This is a genomic window from Mucilaginibacter sp. 14171R-50 (assembly GCF_010093045.1).
In the GTDB taxonomy this organism is placed as follows: Bacteria; Bacteroidota; Bacteroidia; order Sphingobacteriales; family Sphingobacteriaceae; genus Mucilaginibacter.
The window spans coordinates 2,917,643-2,933,639 of record NZ_CP048115.1 but is presented as its reverse complement, the minus strand read 5'-3'; the positions used below and the strand labels follow the sequence as shown (position 1 = coordinate 2,933,639).

Annotated in this window: 13 protein-coding genes; 7 read left to right on the top strand and 6 right to left on the bottom strand. The window is 45.9% G+C overall.

The features are described 5' to 3' along the window. Positions 1–65 precede the first annotated feature (65 nt). Positions 66–2,627, top strand: a complete 2,562-nt coding sequence (locus tag GWR56_RS13435) for a hypothetical protein (RefSeq protein WP_162431742.1) — start codon at positions 66–68, stop codon at positions 2,625–2,627. On the opposite strand, the gene GWR56_RS13430 is transcribed toward GWR56_RS13435, so the two are convergent. Together GWR56_RS13430 and GWR56_RS13425 are read right to left on the bottom strand one after the other, a co-directional pair. Continuing rightward, positions 2,589–3,419: a sugar phosphate isomerase/epimerase gene (locus tag GWR56_RS13430; protein ID WP_162431741.1), complete on the bottom strand. Its 831-nt coding sequence runs from the start codon at positions 3,417–3,419 to the stop codon at positions 2,589–2,591. The two genes, GWR56_RS13435 and GWR56_RS13430, sit on opposite strands and share 39 nt — an antisense overlap. Before the next feature lie 7 nt (positions 3,420–3,426). Beyond that, entirely contained in the window at positions 3,427–4,245 is an 819-nt protein-coding gene (locus GWR56_RS13425; protein WP_162431740.1) for a phytanoyl-CoA dioxygenase family protein, read from the bottom strand. 308 nt (positions 4,246–4,553) lie between these two features. Between GWR56_RS13425 and GWR56_RS13420 the strand changes: the two genes are divergently transcribed. The 4 genes from GWR56_RS13420 (at position 4,554) to GWR56_RS20555 (ending at position 11,134) form a co-directional block, all read left to right on the top strand. Next, complete coding sequence (locus GWR56_RS13420; protein ID WP_162431739.1) at positions 4,554–5,441, top strand: AraC family transcriptional regulator; 888 nt, start codon at positions 4,554–4,556, stop codon at positions 5,439–5,441. Positions 5,442–5,917: 476 nt separating this feature from the next. Beyond that, the gene (locus tag GWR56_RS13415) at positions 5,918–9,001 is read left to right on the top strand and encodes a TonB-dependent receptor (RefSeq protein WP_202925322.1); all 3,084 of its coding nucleotides are present in this window, start codon (positions 5,918–5,920) and stop codon (positions 8,999–9,001) included. A 23-nt stretch (positions 9,002–9,024) separates the two neighbouring features. Further along, positions 9,025–10,569, top strand: a complete 1,545-nt coding sequence (locus tag GWR56_RS13410; RefSeq protein ID WP_162431738.1) for a RagB/SusD family nutrient uptake outer membrane protein — start codon at positions 9,025–9,027, stop codon at positions 10,567–10,569. A gap of 385 nt (positions 10,570–10,954) precedes the next feature. Beyond that, positions 10,955–11,134, top strand: a complete 180-nt coding sequence (locus tag GWR56_RS20555) for a hypothetical protein (RefSeq protein WP_202925321.1) — start codon at positions 10,955–10,957, stop codon at positions 11,132–11,134. A 4-nt stretch (positions 11,135–11,138) separates the two neighbouring features. Here GWR56_RS20555 and GWR56_RS13400 read toward each other — a convergent pair whose 3' ends face one another. Continuing rightward, positions 11,139–11,579, bottom strand: a complete 441-nt coding sequence (locus tag GWR56_RS13400) for a VOC family protein (RefSeq protein ID WP_162431737.1) — start codon at positions 11,577–11,579, stop codon at positions 11,139–11,141. Positions 11,580–11,882: 303 nt separating this feature from the next. On the opposite strand from GWR56_RS13400, the gene GWR56_RS13395 reads away from it, so the two are divergent. Next, on the top strand, positions 11,883–12,134 hold the full coding sequence (locus tag GWR56_RS13395) for a hypothetical protein (RefSeq protein ID WP_162431736.1): 252 nt from the start codon (positions 11,883–11,885) through the stop codon (positions 12,132–12,134). A gap of 730 nt (positions 12,135–12,864) precedes the next feature. Next, positions 12,865–13,173 (top strand): Arm DNA-binding domain-containing protein, encoded by a 309-nt coding sequence (locus tag GWR56_RS13390; RefSeq protein ID WP_162431735.1) that lies wholly within the window; start codon positions 12,865–12,867, stop codon positions 13,171–13,173. A gap of 19 nt (positions 13,174–13,192) precedes the next feature. On the opposite strand, the gene GWR56_RS13385 is transcribed toward GWR56_RS13390, so the two are convergent. Genes GWR56_RS13385 through GWR56_RS13375 form a run of 3 tightly spaced genes read right to left on the bottom strand, consistent with a single transcriptional unit; the run spans position 13,193 to position 15,687 of the window. After that, a complete protein-coding gene (locus GWR56_RS13385) occupies positions 13,193–15,157 on the bottom strand; it encodes an HRDC domain-containing protein (RefSeq protein ID WP_162431734.1) in 1,965 nt (654 codons plus the stop codon). A gap of 1 nt (position 15,158) precedes the next feature. Next, entirely contained in the window at positions 15,159–15,353 is a 195-nt protein-coding gene (locus tag GWR56_RS13380) for a hypothetical protein (protein WP_162431733.1), read from the bottom strand. Position 15,354: 1 nt separating this feature from the next. Beyond that, the gene (locus GWR56_RS13375; protein WP_162431732.1) at positions 15,355–15,687 is read right to left on the bottom strand and encodes a hypothetical protein; all 333 of its coding nucleotides are present in this window, start codon (positions 15,685–15,687) and stop codon (positions 15,355–15,357) included. Positions 15,688–15,997: the final 310 nt, after the last annotated feature.

The window sequence follows — 15,997 nt, the reverse complement described above, 5'->3', positions numbered from 1 at the left end:
AGTTCCAATTGTGGTACGATCGTTTTCCAATACTTTTGATTGATCTCACTATAAAATTCTTCGAAATGCTTCATTATTTACTTAAACCCGGTAAATTTTGCCCGAAACCAATGGTTTTCAATAGCTTTTTCGGTAAGCTGGCTTGGTTATTATTTTTTATGGTTATAACCAACAACATACCTGCATTTGCTGCTGCAAACCAATTACAGAGATCGGGAAAGACATATGTTATTGAAAATGGTAAAATCAAGCTTGTGCTTAATTTCGGCAGCGGAGCCAGCGTGGTTTCCATGGCGCTTAACGGCAGAAAAGTAGTTGACGCCCACGATGGTATGTTCACCTCCCTGAGCTTTCGGGACAAGACTTATACTTCGCTTCATCTTCTTGGCAAGGCCCTGGTTGTACCAGGAAAAGACCGCACCGTGATCGATAATATCAACTATGGCGATGATGAACTATCTGTAAAGGAGACCTGGACCTTTTTAAAAAAACGCGATCAGCTTGTTTGGCAAATTGCCCGTAAATTCTCCAAAATTGTTCCGCTCACCGCTACTTCAACGCCCGTTATCAATTTTAAAAGCATAAAAACCTGGGACGGCGCTTTCCAGGGTTACGGAGGATTAGCCTGGTTCTACCTTTTTACAAAGAAGCCTTCCAGTTACGGGGTACATTCGCAAACGTCCCGTTTCTGGAATAGCCGCAACGCCGACGGGTTAGACGTATCGGTCAGTGCTAACGGAAACCAGGTAGCAATGACGTACAAGTACACTGCCGAGGACAGGTTGTCGTATAGCATCGTTAGCTCGCCACAGGATATTAAGCCGCTTATGGACAAAGATACGCACAGGAGATTATTTATCAGGGGCGAGGGAAATTTGTGGGCGCCGCTGCCGGGTGTAAGCCAATCAAACCTATCGGTCATGTTTAAGTATGCCGACAATAATGCGCGTTATGACAGGGGACATTTAGCTGGTGTGGATGGCGACCAGGTGAGTGCCGTGTTAAATACCATTGCCCGCATTGGCGTGATCGATTCCCTGCATTACGGCGGCAACAGTTGGGCAACGCCTTACGGCCCCATCTGCCTGCATGAGCAATATATCGCGCAGTTGGGTTTGGGGATAAATGACCCGGCATACCTGAAAGGATACCAGGCCTGCCTGGACTTTTACCGTGACCACGCGATTAAAGCGAATGGCCGGGTTTACGCCCGCTGGGCTTACTCGAATGAAGACGCGGCGCCAGGCCAGTTTAACAAGTATGGCTTTTATGAAGCACAATGGGGTACCCTGATGGATTCCAATCCGGATTACGTCAGCAATGTTTCGGATCTTTTTGACCTGACGGGCGACAATACCTGGATAAGGGGGCAGCAGAAGGCTTGTGAAAAGGCGCTCGACTGGATACTCAACCGCGATGAAAATCATAACGGACTGGTGGAAATGATGAATGACAACCAGCACGAGCAAAAAAGCAGCGACTGGATAGATATTGTATGGGCATCTTATGAAAATGCATTTGTAAATGCCAAACTGTATTACGCGCTGACCAAATGGGTAAAAATTGAAAAATTACTGGGTAACCCTGCTAAAGCGGAATATTATGGGGCGTTTGCCGCTAAGCTTAAAGAGCGTTTTAACAAGCCGACCAGCCGGGGTGGATTTTGGGATGAAAAAAATAACTGCTATGTACACTGGCGCGATAAGAACGGCACCATCCATGGCCGCAATATGGTAACGCCGGTAAATTTCATGGCGATAGCTTACGGCATTTGCGACCGGCAGGAACGGGCAAATCAGATACTGAATAGTATTGAGCAGCAAATGCAGCAGGAAAAATTGTTTTTCTGGCCCCTAACCATGTCCTCTTACGAACCGGGAGAGTTGCGTAAAGATCAGCTTCCGTTCCCGAATTATGAAAACGGGGACCTTTTCCTTTCCTGGGGCGCCGTGGGCGTTGCCGCATATTCCAGATACCAGCCGCAAATTGCTTTAAAGTACGTAAAAAATGTCCTTCAACAATATGGAAAGGACGGATTGGCTTTCCAGCGCTACAGCCGAAAAGATCAATCCGGGCAGGGTGACGACATCCTGGCCGGTAACAGCCTGGCCATCGTCGGACTTTATCAGTCCATCTACGGTGTCAATCCGTTGTATAACCGGCTGTACCTTGATCCGCATTTAACACCTGAATTGTCCCGCACTGTTCTTAGGTACCGTTATCACGACCAGGATCTGAAAATCAAACTGAGCCCGGGTGACTACGGGATTGCCGACGGCAGAATTGAAGTGCGCGCCGCGTCAAAATTTGGGTTTTCCTCGTCAGGTAACCAACTCAATTACTTCAACGGAGATAGCGAAAACCCGGCCATGCAGGTAACAGGTAGCTGCCGGTATAAGTTAACCATCAACTCATGGACCAATAAGCAAAAAACATGGGTTTTTAATTTTTTAAACGGAAAAAAACAGCCGTTGACTTTTCACGTCAAGGAACTTAAACCATCAACAATGTATAGCTTAGCGATTAATGGTAAAGTACGCAGGGTGAAGAGTGACAGCAAAGGAAGTATCGCGTTTAGCGAAAAACCTTCAGCGAGCGCCCGCAAGATCAGTATAACGGCTTTTTAGTACATCTTTCATAAAGCAGTTAATCTCGAACGGATCAGCGACAGGAGCATTACTGAATGGCAGTGTGGGCATATAGGGCGGCGGACCGAACTCGGTTGTAAAGGTAAGGACCAGGCGCCCCGCGCGTTTGTTCTCCAGCACAATACGTTCCCACCAGGTAAGAAACTTTTTAGAAGCATAGCTCCATTCTGAAGCCCTTGGGTCGGGCACCTGGGGGCCGTTTTCATGACCTATTCTCGCGTGTACATGCCGTGTGCGTTTAATAGCCTCATCCATAATGTGTTCAAAGTTCTCCAACATGCTTTCTGTAACGCAGGTCCAATGCGAAAAATCTGCCGTTAAAAGGTATTGTTCGCAAAGCTGAAACATTTCTGCGGCAGACTGGGGAGCATACCCCAAACGCCCCCGGTGCGTTTCGTGTACCACAGGGATACCGGTCTTAATAGAGAAATCGTGTGCGATGTCGATCAGCTCAATATTTTCCTGCACGGTAAACCAGTCGCGCCCTGTGTGCGAATTGATAAGCACCGGTTGCGCCACCGCACATTCTGTTAGGCGCTTTATAAACGACGCTTTGAATTGGCGGAAGGTTGCGCCGTGCGCCTGGTACTGATGGGCAACCAGCGGCATTTCAAATTGCTGAAGATAGTCATACAGGATTTGCCGTTCCACTTTATCCTCGGGTATCCAGGTATCAAATCCGTCGAAACCGGCAGATCTGACCTTCTCGAGAAATGAGAAGATCGGCAAGTGCCCGTGCCCCCAAAGCGGACATAATATTTTAAGTTCCACCCGAAAATTATTTTTTTATGTAGATCAGCGGGTTCTGGCGCTCATCATTGAGCAAGTCGCCGACGTTAAGCTTACTTACCTGCTCATCGGTCAGGATATTTTGTATACCGTTATAAGTATTACCCTCCGGCATGTAAGCACAGGTCATCGCACGGCGAGACTTGGAGGTCATATTCGCATTGGCGCCATGTATGGTTAACCCGTTGTGAAACGAGCAGCTCCCGGCTTTCATAGGGGCAGCCACCGATGGCATTTGCTTAATACCCGGGTAATACTCAAAAATAGAATCCATGTTTTTGCCAATACCCGGATTTTCAAAACGGGTTTTTTTATGAGATCCGGGGATAAAAAATAAGCAGCCATTTTCGAGTGTGGCGTCGTCAAGGGCGATCCAGATAGATAAAGCTTTTCTGTCTGAGAAAGACCAGAATGGCGTGTCCAAATGCCATGACGTCGGATTTGCCCAGGGTTTCTTAAACAAAGCCTGATCATGCCATATTTTTATACCATCTACACCGGCCAGTTTCGCTGCCATTTCTCCAAGCCGCGGGTCACACATCAATTCTTTTACCTTTTCGTCGGTTTGCCAAAGGTTGATCAGCTGATCAAAAACCTTACTAAAATAGTCAGCATCGTTATTGATCCCGTCATCTTCACCCACTTTGCCGGCTTTGCCGGGTATTTTTTGGCCCGCCCGGTTAGCAATAGCGTTCATGACGGTCTCTCTCCAGTAACTGAGCTCATCCGGTGAAAGAAAATCTTCAATAACAACAAATCCGTTTTCCTGGTAATAATCAATCTGTGACTGGCTAACTGAGGTATTCATAACTTTGAAAGGTTTTTTGACAGTTATGGCAAACATAGCCATTGAGTGTTAGTGCTCCTTTTTCAAAAAACAGCAATCTTTTGTATCTTTTGATATAAACCTGCATTTGTTTACGCCGCTATCATCAGCGCCAACTTATATAGCGTAGTTTTTGCCGGAAATATCAAAAAAGGTAAAAAAAAGTTAAAGGTGGAAATACCAGCTATGGATTGGATGGTTATTTTAGATAATATTTTTTTCCTCAGGAGCAGATGAGGGAATTGCATTTATCCTGTTAAAGCGGTATCGTAAAATTTACACATCATATATTGAAGAAGAACTTTTTTAAATATCTTAACATAACTCCGGTTGAAGAGAGGTGGGGAATTTATGTTACTGCTGCAGGTTACTCAAAGGTGGAACCCTTTGATAATTACCCGAACCAGGAACATCCTGAAAGCCATCATCTGACCTGGAACAGAGGGCGGATACTGAACGATTATTATCTCGTTTTTATTTCAAAGGGGAAAGGTATTTATGGTTCATCGCTTATCGAACCAACTAAAATAAGCGAAGGGACCTGTTTCTTTTTACACCCCGGTGTATTACACAGATATAAACCCGACCTTAATGAGGGCTGGGAGGAATACTGGGTGGGCTTTAATGGTTTTTTTGCCAAACAATTAATTGAAAGCAATTTCTCAAACGCTCAATCACCCTTTGTCCATTTGGGGCTAAACAAAGATTTGCTCATTCTTTTCCGAACAATGATCGAGTGCATACAGGCTTCATTGATAGGTTACCCTCAACATATAGCCGGTACAACGATGCAGATATTAGGGCTTGTACACTCGACGTTATTGCATGACGCGGCTACTGATGATCCGGTCGCTAAGTTAATTTCCAAAGCTAAATTTTTTATGCAGGAGGACCTGGATGGCCCGCTTGATATGGCAGCTGTTGCCGCACAATTGCCCATGGGTTATTCCATGTTCAGAAAGGCTTTCAAGCGGATAACAGGTCAATCACCCAATCAGTATCATCTCAATTTACGCCTGGAGCGCGCAAAAAATTTGCTAACCACCACAATTCTTAACGTATCCGAGATAGCAGATCAAACCGGATTTGAATCTGTATTTTACTTTTCAAAACTGTTTAAGAAAAAAATTGGCATCTCCCCGCTTCATTACCGAAACACTATCGAACTGAAACGATAGATCGGGCTTCCGTCCATATTATTTCTTCGCTGTCTTTAACTATTCGTTCCGGCTGCAAAATCCCGAAAGGCGGAGCATCCCGTTGTTTAGTGATGTTGCTACCCCCTTTGGTGAAATTTATCAAAAAGCGCAAATAATTGTCCAAATCGGGCATTCCATAGTAGTACCTCACAGGATAACTTTGATTTAACCATTATAACCCGAAGCCCGATGGGCTCGATAGTTTGTCAAATACATAACCCAACAGCAAGATGAAACCTTTTGCAGGATACTCAAATATGCTGTGTAATGCCTTCAGCAATGACGCTCTTTGTAGCGGCGTGGAAGCAGCCAAGCATGCGCTTTCGCATTTGGAAACCGGCTGAAAAGCTAATGCACCCCGCCCGCCGCTATGAAGACGCCACTGCGGCGGCAGTTTAGTGATGAGTACTGATAAAAGTCAGACTTCCCCTTTAAAACCAATTAACCCTTTTATTATGAAACGAAAACCTTTACTATTAAAAATCTGGAGATGCGGCCTGTGTCTTTTAGTAGCGCTGACCGCTTTTATGCCCCATGACCTCTACGCACAGACCGAGATCCGCGGGGTCGTACGAGACTCCACCGATTCTTCGACGATGGCCGGAGTATCCGTGGTAGTGAAAGGGACCACAAATGGTACCCAGACGGATGCCAACGGCAGATTTACCATTTCTGCAGCCAATGGCAGCACCCTGGTATTTTCCTTTATCGGTTATAAGCCAAACGAGCGTGTGGTCAGGGATAATACCTCGCTGGATATCCGTTTAGCAATCTCATCGCAAAGCATTAAAGAAGTAGTTGTTGTAAGCTACGGAACGCAAAGCAAGCGCGAAGTGACCGGTTCTATCGGACAGGTTAAAGCGTCCGAGCTGAAAGATATGCCGGTACCCAATATCGGACAGCGGCTGCAAGGTAAATTAGCCGGGGTACAGATCAATAACAACTCCGGTACGCCTGGCGCGGAAATGAGCTTCCGGATTCGCGGCTCTGCTTCAATTAACGCGGGGAATAACCCGCTAATTGTTATTGACGGGTTCCCTTCACAAAGCGGCCTGCAGACGCTGAGCCCGGAAGAGATAGAGAATATCTCTGTTTTGAAGGATGCATCCGCCTCGGCACTTTATGGTTCAAGAGCCGCCAACGGCGTTATCCTGGTAACCACCAAGCAGGCAAAGGTCGGCCAAAAGAGCCTCACTTTTAGCGGTTACTATGGTATCCAGGCCGTCCCCCAGCGCGGCCGGCCGGATTTGATGAATGCGCAAGAATTTGCGCAGTATAAAAAAGAGTATTACGAAGACGCTGCCAGGTATGAAGGTTACACCGGCGGTGTTCCCGAGGTTTATGCAAATCCGGCCCAGTATGCGGGACAAAATGGAACCGACTGGTACGGTGTATTATTGCGCAACGCGCCTACACAAACTTATAACGTTAACTTCGCCAACGGCACAAAGGAGTATAAAGCCGTAGTTAACGCAAGTTACAGCCGGCAGGAAGGTGTAGTATTAAATTCTGCTGATGAGCGGTACACGGTGCGGTCGAACAATACCTATACACCGTCTGACAAATTCACCCTTGGTGCCAACGTAGAACTGTCTTATGGTAATAACCAGGTTGTTCCGGGCCTCGATAACGGCCGAAACATTATCGCGAACGCTTACCTGATGGACCCGACGCTGAATTACAAAAACCCGGACGGAACCTACCCGATCTCATTTAACCAACCCGGTATGTTCCCCAATCCAAACTATTACCTGGTAGTCACCCAGAGAATAAACAAAACCGCTGCGGCACGGGTGTTGGCCAATGGTTTTGTAGAAGTTTCTCCGCTGGCTGGCCTAAAACTAAAATCTACCTTTAACGTAAATACCGACAACACTAAGAACCGGCAGTTTACACCATCTACTGCCCAGGGCGGCCTGGGCGCGGCCCCACCAAGACCCGCATCCGGCAGTTATTCCACAAGTAATTTTGTGTCATGGCTTAACGAAAATACGATCAATTATAAGCGGTCCTTCGGCAAACATAACCTTGAAGCACTTGCTGGTTATACGATTCAAAAATTCTCATCGGAGAACAGCGTGATCAATGGTAGCCAGTTTCCGGATGATAACATTTCCTGGGTCTCGGCCGCGACCACACGATTGGGCGATGTAGGCGCGGGTCAATGGTCGCTGCTGCGTTTTGTTGGACGCCTGAATTACAACTACAACGAAAAATATCTGTTTGAGGCAGCGTTTAGCAGAGATGGTTCATCGCGGTTCGGGACCAACAACAAGTATGGTAATTTCCCGTCTGTTTCGGCCGGCTGGGTAGTGTCTGATGAAGAATTTTTGAAAGATGTTAAACCCATCAACTTCTTAAAACTACGCGCAAGCTATGGCAAGGTAGGCAATAATAATATAGGTAACTATACTTACCTGGCGTCAATAAATACCGGCAATTATGTTTTCGGGAATGCCGTAACGCCCGGTAAATTGCTAAGCGGTATCGGTAATAATAATCTGACATGGGAAACCAGCACCAGCTATGATATCGGCCTGGACCTGTCCATGTTCAACAGCCGCTTGTCGTTCACTTATGACTATTACTGGAAAAAAACGGATGGATTGCTTTACGCAATCGATATCCCCGTACAGTCCGGCTATAATTCCATTACTTCTAATATCGGTCGCTTTGACTTTTGGGGCCATGAGTTGACCATCTCATCAAGAAATTTAACCGGCGCCTTCAAATGGAGCACGAACTTCAATATCTCATTTGACAGGAACATTGTAAAAAAACTTGGAACCAACGATGCACCAATCGGTGGTTATAATGAATATTGGGACGATAACCGGACGGCGGTCGGCCAACCTATCGGTATGTTCTACGGCTACATCAATACCGGTGTTTATATGACGCAGCAGGAATTCGACACGCAGCCACACGGTGCCACATCAATGGTAGGAACCGCCCGTTTCAAAGACGTGAGCGGACCAGACGGCGCGCCGGACGGGAAAATAGACAGCTATGACCGGACCTGGATAGGTAACCCGAACCCTAAATTTATCTACGGATTAACAAATACATTCAATTATAAAGCCTTTGACCTGAGCATTACGGCTGCCGGTACGGTAGGCAACGATATCGCAGACGATGCCATCCAGTCGACTGAAAATCTCGACGGCGTTTTCAACGTATTGAAAGGTGTATCCGGCCGTTGGCGGTCAGAGGAGAACCCCGGGGACGGCATTTATCCCAGAACCCGGACAGGCACCACCGCAGACTTCCGGAACTTTACGAGCAGGCAGGTTTTCAGCGGCACTTTCCTTGCTATTAAGAACATCACCTTTGGCTACACCATTCCGGTAAAAGCCAATAAATATTTCAAAAGCTTCCGGGCCTATCTCAGTGCTCAAAATGCATTCATATTCACAAAATACCCCGGTATAAACCCCGAAGCCGGTTACGCCGGATTGAATGGCCTTAACCAGGGAAGGGATTGGACCAGTTATCCTGTGCCGCGTACGGTTTCGGTAGGTTTCAACGCCGGATTTTAATAACGAATTTAAACAATCAGATAATGAAAAAGACGATATATACTACACTATTGATACTGGCAATGGCATCCTGCAAGAAGGATACCCTTAATCTCGTGCCGCAAACGCAGTTAAGCTCGGGCTCCTTCTACAAAGATGCTGCGCAGTTCAACCAGGCACTTACCGGAGCATATACCTATTTAAGAGGGGTAGCAACCATGGGTATCTATATGGATGAGATGCGCTCCGATAATACCTTTTTTACCTTTTATTCTGCCGACAGGGGTACAGGAGCCAGTACGGAGGCCTTTGCCACTTTTATTGATAACAGTACCACAAGCCAGGAACTTAACTCGCCTGGAAACCGTTATGGGAACGCTTACTCCGGCATAGCTGCTGTTAACACCATTCTTACCCAACTGGAAAAATCTTCTTTGTCGGAAGCAGATAAAAACCAGATTTCCGGGGAAGCGCTGTTTTTACGCGCATTCTATTACTATGACCTTGTGACCCATTATGGTGGCGTTCCCCTGCAACTGGAACAGGTAACAGATGTTGATGGCGCTTTCCTGCCGCGAAACACCACCGATGAGGTATATAAACAGATCATCACAGACCTGACTGCCGCTGTGCCTAATTTGCCTATAGCCAAAACATTTCCTCAAACCGGGCGCGCAACACAGGGGGCGGCAAAAATGCTGCTGGCTTACGCCTATATGGCAGAGCCTACACGTGAGTATCAAAAAGCAGAGGCGGCCCTTATTGATATTACAAAAATGAACTACTCCCTGTTGCCTGATTATGCCAGTGTTTTTAACCCGGGCAATAAAAATAGCCAGGAGTCGATTTTCGAGGTGCAATATAAAATGGGAAATGACGGGCAGCAAAGCGATTTCTCCTGGCGATTTATCCCAAAGAGCAGTAGCGCACAGATGCTGATCGGGATCGATGTGAGCAATGGCGGCGGCGGTCTTCATAGCGGTGGCTGGAACGTCCCCACCCAGGAACTGGTTGACTCTTATGAAAACGGGGACAAGCGGTTGCCTGCATCAATAGGCGTTGTAGAAGGTACGCTTGCAAGCGAAATCCTGACACCTACTGCAGTAAAAAGTCCGGTTGGTTATACACCAACAACTGGTGTACCTTACTTCTATTTCGTTAAAAAATATCTCCACCCACCCTATCAGGTTGAATGGAATACTGACGATAACTTTCCGGTATACCGATACTCCGGAGCGTTACTCTTGCTGGCGGAATGCCTGGTTGCCGAAGGCAAGGCAGGCGAGGCACTTCCCTACCTGAACCAGGTAAGGATAAGGGCTGGCCTGCCTGCTTTGGCTGTTGCCACCAAAAACAATGTTGCAGATGAAATGCGGCACGAACTGGCATTTGAAAATCATAGGTGGACCGACCTCATCCGGAACGGCATGGCCATAGATGCGTTAACAGCAAAAGGCCAGCGCCTTAAAGTCATGAACGGTTGGTTGCTCCCAGGTACATTTAATATTACACAAGACCGGCTGATTTACGCTATTCCTTTCAGGGAATTGCAGATCAATAACAAACTGACTCAAAATCCCGGCTATTGATCGATGGCAAAACTTAAAATCGTATATATCCGGGTAACAAGAAATAGCGAAGGTTAAGTGATTTGCTGTTGAACTAAATGATTCATATCTTTAAATCTCCGCTATTAGCATAAAAAAAAGCAAAAGCCCTTTGATTGATCAATCAAAGGGCTTTTGCTTTACCATACGGGTTGCGCGCCCTTAAAAAACCCTATAGCCATATTTGATTATTTTTCGCCTTAATTCAGAAAACAGAATGGCTGTTCCAGGCACATGGTTATGTAGAGGATTTTGTGAATTGCGGCTCGCTCATCGGCTCCCCTTATGTGGAAGCTTTCGTGGTCGGTGATAGCTTTTCAGAAAAAATAACGCTAATTTCTACCGTTGTAAATGAAAATAATGTGAGGTGGGTAAAGTCCGTATCACCACTTTTAGCTGGTTAGTTGATACAGATGAAAAAAGATTGTTCGGTCTAAGACAAAAACTCAATGAACGCTATGATGATATTCCTGGCATGGATCTTTTTGTCCAAAAATATCCGCCACAGCTGTCGGTTGATTTCCGAAAAGAAGGAACCAATGATTAAGTGATCACCCAAGTTGTTCAGCCAGTCCGACAAGAATACCCTCCGTTCCGCGAATGTAACATAGCCGGTACGTATTTTCATATTGCATAATTTCGCCCACCAGTTCAGCGCCCTGCTTCAATAGCCGCTCAACCAGTTCGTCGATGCCATTGACCTGGAACATTACGCGCAGGTAGCCCAGCGCATTAACCGGGGCTCGCCTGTGATCTGCGATCGTGTCAGGTTTGATAAACCGGGAAAGCTCTAGGCGGCTATGCCCGTCCGGAGTCACCATCATCGCGATCTCCACGTTCTGGTCACCCAGCCCGGTCACGCGCCCGGCCCATTCGCCGGCCACATGGGTGCGGCCTTCCAGCTTCAAACCGATCTCCTCAAAAAATGCAATGGCCTGATCGAGGGATTCCACCACGATGCCCATATTATTCATGCTGATTAAATTGCTCATAAGTTTAAAACACCACCATAGGCGGATTGTTCGTTAAGGTATTTAAACCGCAGTAGATGCCGCCACGCACCCGGTTTTTCTCATACTATTCATAATCACGGGTCACCTTCTTTTCTGCCTAAGAACGGTGTTATACCGGATCATCACAATATCATTAAGCTGCTGGTAAAATCTGACTGGAAAGCAAATTATAAATCAATTCAGGAGATTGCCGATGGAAAATTCTCCTTAGACATTTTTGATGAGCAGATAGAGTTTCTTGGATATACCACGACTATCGGTAAATATCTATTCTATCCTGGAATGTTTGACCCCACAAAATTTACCCAAGAGTTTTTTGACCTTGTGGAAAAAAGTATTATTGCCATTAAATCGGCTATAAAATCTCTTGCTGCAGATTTCTCACAACGAGATGAATATAATGCATATAAACACGGAATTCGGATATTTCCTAGTTATAAATCAATTCATTTTGTTAGTGTAGAAGATATGAAAGAACAAATGTCATGGGATCTTTCGAATTCTGTTTCTTTTACACATTCAACGATAAATTGAATGAGAGCAAGATCACAACAAAGCTATTTGATTCAGAGCGAGACTTACTCATGACACGACTTTGCAGCAACCTTATTTTACATTGATTAATTACAGAAACATTGTAGTCAATCCGGAACAGCAGAAAAAAGATGAGCCAATAAGGATAATTTTTTTTGATATAGACCGGGTGGAAGATTGTAAACAACACCATGTCGACGTTCAGGATATTGTTTTTTCTAACCAAATGATATTGAATAATCCAATTTAAGGCCAATTGATTATTAATGTATAATTGCAATCGAATATAGTTTTTTACCTAATAGCCGTGGTTCGGTTCGAACTGGGAACCCACTAATTTTTCTGGCCAATTTCTGGTATTTTCCGGTATTTCTGTACCTTTATGTCGCTAGATAGGTAAACCCCTAAAGCGGCACTCAGTGCCTGCTGTTCCTGTCGTAAGTAATTGAAAATCAATAGATAATAGAGATACGTGCATAGCCCAGGTGGGCGCACAAAATGGGAGTTTTATCCAAACTTTCAAATCGAGATAACCCTGTAAATCAATGATTTACAGGGTTTTTTATTTTATTCAAATCCTTCTCGATCCTTTCGAATGCACCGTTTCTGACACCTAAACGCCCAACCCGTGACAGATCAGAAATCTGCACCTTTTTTCATCTTAAAAAACCCCGAGATCGAAGTTTCGGGGGATTAGTTAATCGTTTACTCATTTAAAAACTATTAAAAGATGAGAACATCACAGTCACTTGGTGTACACTTCACCGTAAAAAAGGACAAAGTAAAAGAGGACGGCCAAACTAAGGTCTACGCCTCTATTACCATTAACAAAGAGAAGGTGATCATCGCCCTGCCGTTCTTCGTCAATTTTGAAGCCTGGGACAAAGGGTACGGTTGTGTCAAGGTAAAGCTGCCCGAAGCAAAGGAAGCTAACGTATACTTAGAGCACGTCAAATTTACCATCCTCAAAGAGAAAAAAACACCACTGAATGCGTATCCACGAGATCGACTAAGCCTGATAAAAGATTCAGCATTTTAGAATTTGTGTATTAAAGCTGTTAGAACAAGCTGGATTGTTCATGACCACCACCTTGATAAACCCGGATCAGCCCGATCAATGCCGTTCCATATTGTGTCGCTTTGTGCTGGCCAACGCCTTTGATGGCACCAAGGGCTTTTAAGGTAGCGGGTAATTTTTCGGCGATGGCGGCGGCGGTTTTTTCGGATAACACCATATTAGGCATTACCTTATCTGTAGCCGCCTGGGTTTCCCGCCAGGCTAAAATCTGTTCATAAAGCACTTCATTGGGTATCGCATTGAGTGCTTTGAGATAAGAGCGGTCATGGATTTTTGCTTGGTTTTGATTTAACGCCTGGTAAGCTTCGGTTGTAAATGCGTTGCCGGCGAAGTGTTGCAATAGCTGAATGCGGTTGATTAACCAGACCATGAGTTGATCGGCCTTTGCGGCTTTGGCTTTGGAATCGCCAATAAACAAGGGTAATTGGCGGTGTAAATTTTCGACGGCGCCGACCAATTTCTCTAAAAAGTAGGCAGCGGCCTGAATGCTGCGTTCCAGGCTTAATTGTCGGCTGAATTTTTCAGCGATGCTTAGGATATCAGTTGAAAAGGCCGGCCATAGCGTTTCAAAGTCTTTCAGTTTCGCCTGTAGTGGTAAAAAATTAAAGAGTTCGCTGAACAAATAAAGTTGGTAACGTTCCTGATCGCGTTTTAAGGTTTGCACATCGGGCTTAATGACTTCCGTTTGTTCGTTAAAACGAATGACTACCGGGTCGCCGATGATGTTGTGCGCCGCAATCGGATTACGCAGTACCATGCCCGATAAACTGCGGCAGCGGCTGAGCGCCACATAGGCCTGTCCGTGGGCAAAAGACTCCGAAACATCAATAATGGCCTTATCGAAGGTTAAACCCTGGCTTTTATGAATGGTAATGGCCCACGCCAGTTTAAGCGGGATTTGGGCAAAGCTGCCGGCGTTGGTTTCTTTGATCGCTTCTGCCTCGGTTTCATATTTGACGTTCGTCCATTCCAATGGTTCTACCAAAATTTCCTGATCAATACCACAGCGCACTATCACCGTTTGATCAATTATTTGGGTAATGGTGCCGATCTTGCCATTGTAAAACCGTTTTTCGGCAGAGTTATCGTTTTTGACGAACATGACCTGGGCGCCAGCCTTAAGCTTCAGGCTGGTTTCGGTTGGGTAAGCGTCCTTTGGAAAATCACCGCGGATCGTCGCGTTAAACTCCTGCGCCTGCCCGGGCAAGTTCTCCAATCTTTCGCTATTGATCTGCTGAGCGATACTATTATGAGTTGTTAAGGTGATGTATTCGTCCTCGGGTCTGAAATCAGGAATATAGCGCTCATTCAAACGATCCAGGCTTTCGGTACTCAGCGTTTGATGGCGAACCTCGTTCAGGATATCAACGAATATCTGTTCTTTTTGGCGGTAGACATGGTCCAGTTCTATCCGCACGAATGGTGCTTTCCGCAAAACCTGGCTGCTGAAAAAATATGGCGTGGCATAGTAAGGCCGAAGAACGCCCCACTCCTCCTCCCGTACGATCGGGCTCAATTGGGACAGGTCACCGATCAATAGTAATTGCACACCGCCGAAAGGATGGGCCGAACGCCGGATGGTGCGCAGCGTCACATCGATCTGGTCGAGCACATCGGGCCTGACCATACTGATCTCATCAATGATTAGTAACTCCAGGTTTTGTAGTAGTTGCCGTTTTTCGGCGCTATAAAAACTTTCCTGTCCCATCGTACCCGGAATAACCGGCGCGAAGGAAAACTGAAAAAAGGAATGAATGGTCATCCCGCCTGCATTGATCGCTGCGACGCCGGTCGGCGCGATGACAGCCAGTTTCTTGGCAGAACTTTGCCGCAGATTTTGTAAAAAGGTAGTCTTGCCCGTACCGGCCTTACCGGTTAGAAACACCACCGTGTTGGTCGTAGCCAGGTAATCGCTGGCTAATTGCATTGCCGGATTAGTTTCCATCTTAACGGCTTAAAACAATTAGTTTTTCCGCCAGGGCCTGCAGTAAGTCTGGCGGGGTGTGGGTAGCGAAAGCGCTGTAACCTCCTTCCTCATCGGGTTCGAAAACCACAGTTTCTTCACCGACCAATACCGCAAAGCGGTGCGTATAGCCATAACGCTCAAAGCGGGCTTTATACTCTTGGTCTCCGACGATCAAATTAAACGGCTCGTTCATAAGTAACACTGCCAAATATACGCTGCGCCTCCTGCGGGAACAAGGCAGAATTGCGCGGGATTTCCACGATATATAATTCAGTATCCAGCCAACTGACAAAAAAGAAAACAGCCATTTTCCTGATGTCCGCTGCATCTCCGTCCCCCTGAAAGACGTAGGTCTGCCGGGGCACGTAACTTCGTTTTTCGGCATATAGCGTCCCTTGGCAAAAGGCTGTTCCGTCCACTCCTTCGCCAGGGTTCACGCATACTTTTAAACCCGATGTCGTGTCGATAATGATGGTTTCTTTTGTGTTATTAATTACCTCGTATCCCATACAAGCAAATATATTACTAAAAATATTAGTATAGTATTTTTTCTAAAAAACTTAAGACGGCCAACGTAGTTACCATAGGGTAACAGCCCCTTAATCCCGGCTGGGAGATAAAAAAGCTGGATGAGCAAGGTAACCTCGGGATCGTTAAAAAATCTTAAATCTATTTGCAAAGGCCAGCCCGGCCGCACTTCGATCAACAGATCGCTGCCATAACATCCCGCTTACGTAACCCGGCGACTAAATAACCTGGTTTTATTGGGTTTAATTCCCGGTTTGTCTGCATTTTTTTTGTGTTGGTCGTTTTATATTG

Bases quoted from the DNA above. Each gene is read 5' to 3' on its own strand.
- GWR56_RS13375 (WP_162431732.1), bottom strand. From the start codon at position 15,687: ATGGGATACGAGGTAATTAATAACACAAAAGAAACCATCATTATCGAC.
- GWR56_RS13410 (WP_162431738.1), top strand. From the start codon at position 9,025: ATGAAAAAGACGATATATACTACACTATTGATACTGGCAATGGCATCC.
- GWR56_RS13425 (WP_162431740.1), bottom strand. From the start codon at position 4,245: ATGAATACCTCAGTTAGCCAGTCACAGATTGATTATTACCAGGAAAAC.
- GWR56_RS13435 (WP_162431742.1), top strand. From the start codon at position 66: ATGCTTCATTATTTACTTAAACCCGGTAAATTTTGCCCGAAACCAATG.
- GWR56_RS13395 (WP_162431736.1), top strand. From the start codon at position 11,883: ATGTTTGACCCCACAAAATTTACCCAAGAGTTTTTTGACCTTGTGGAA.
- GWR56_RS13390 (WP_162431735.1), top strand. From the start codon at position 12,865: ATGAGAACATCACAGTCACTTGGTGTACACTTCACCGTAAAAAAGGAC.
- GWR56_RS13415 (WP_202925322.1), top strand. From the start codon at position 5,918: ATGAAACGAAAACCTTTACTATTAAAAATCTGGAGATGCGGCCTGTGT.
- GWR56_RS13385 (WP_162431734.1), bottom strand. From the start codon at position 15,157: ATGGAAACTAATCCGGCAATGCAATTAGCCAGCGATTACCTGGCTACG.
- GWR56_RS13400 (WP_162431737.1), bottom strand. From the start codon at position 11,579: ATGAGCAATTTAATCAGCATGAATAATATGGGCATCGTGGTGGAATCC.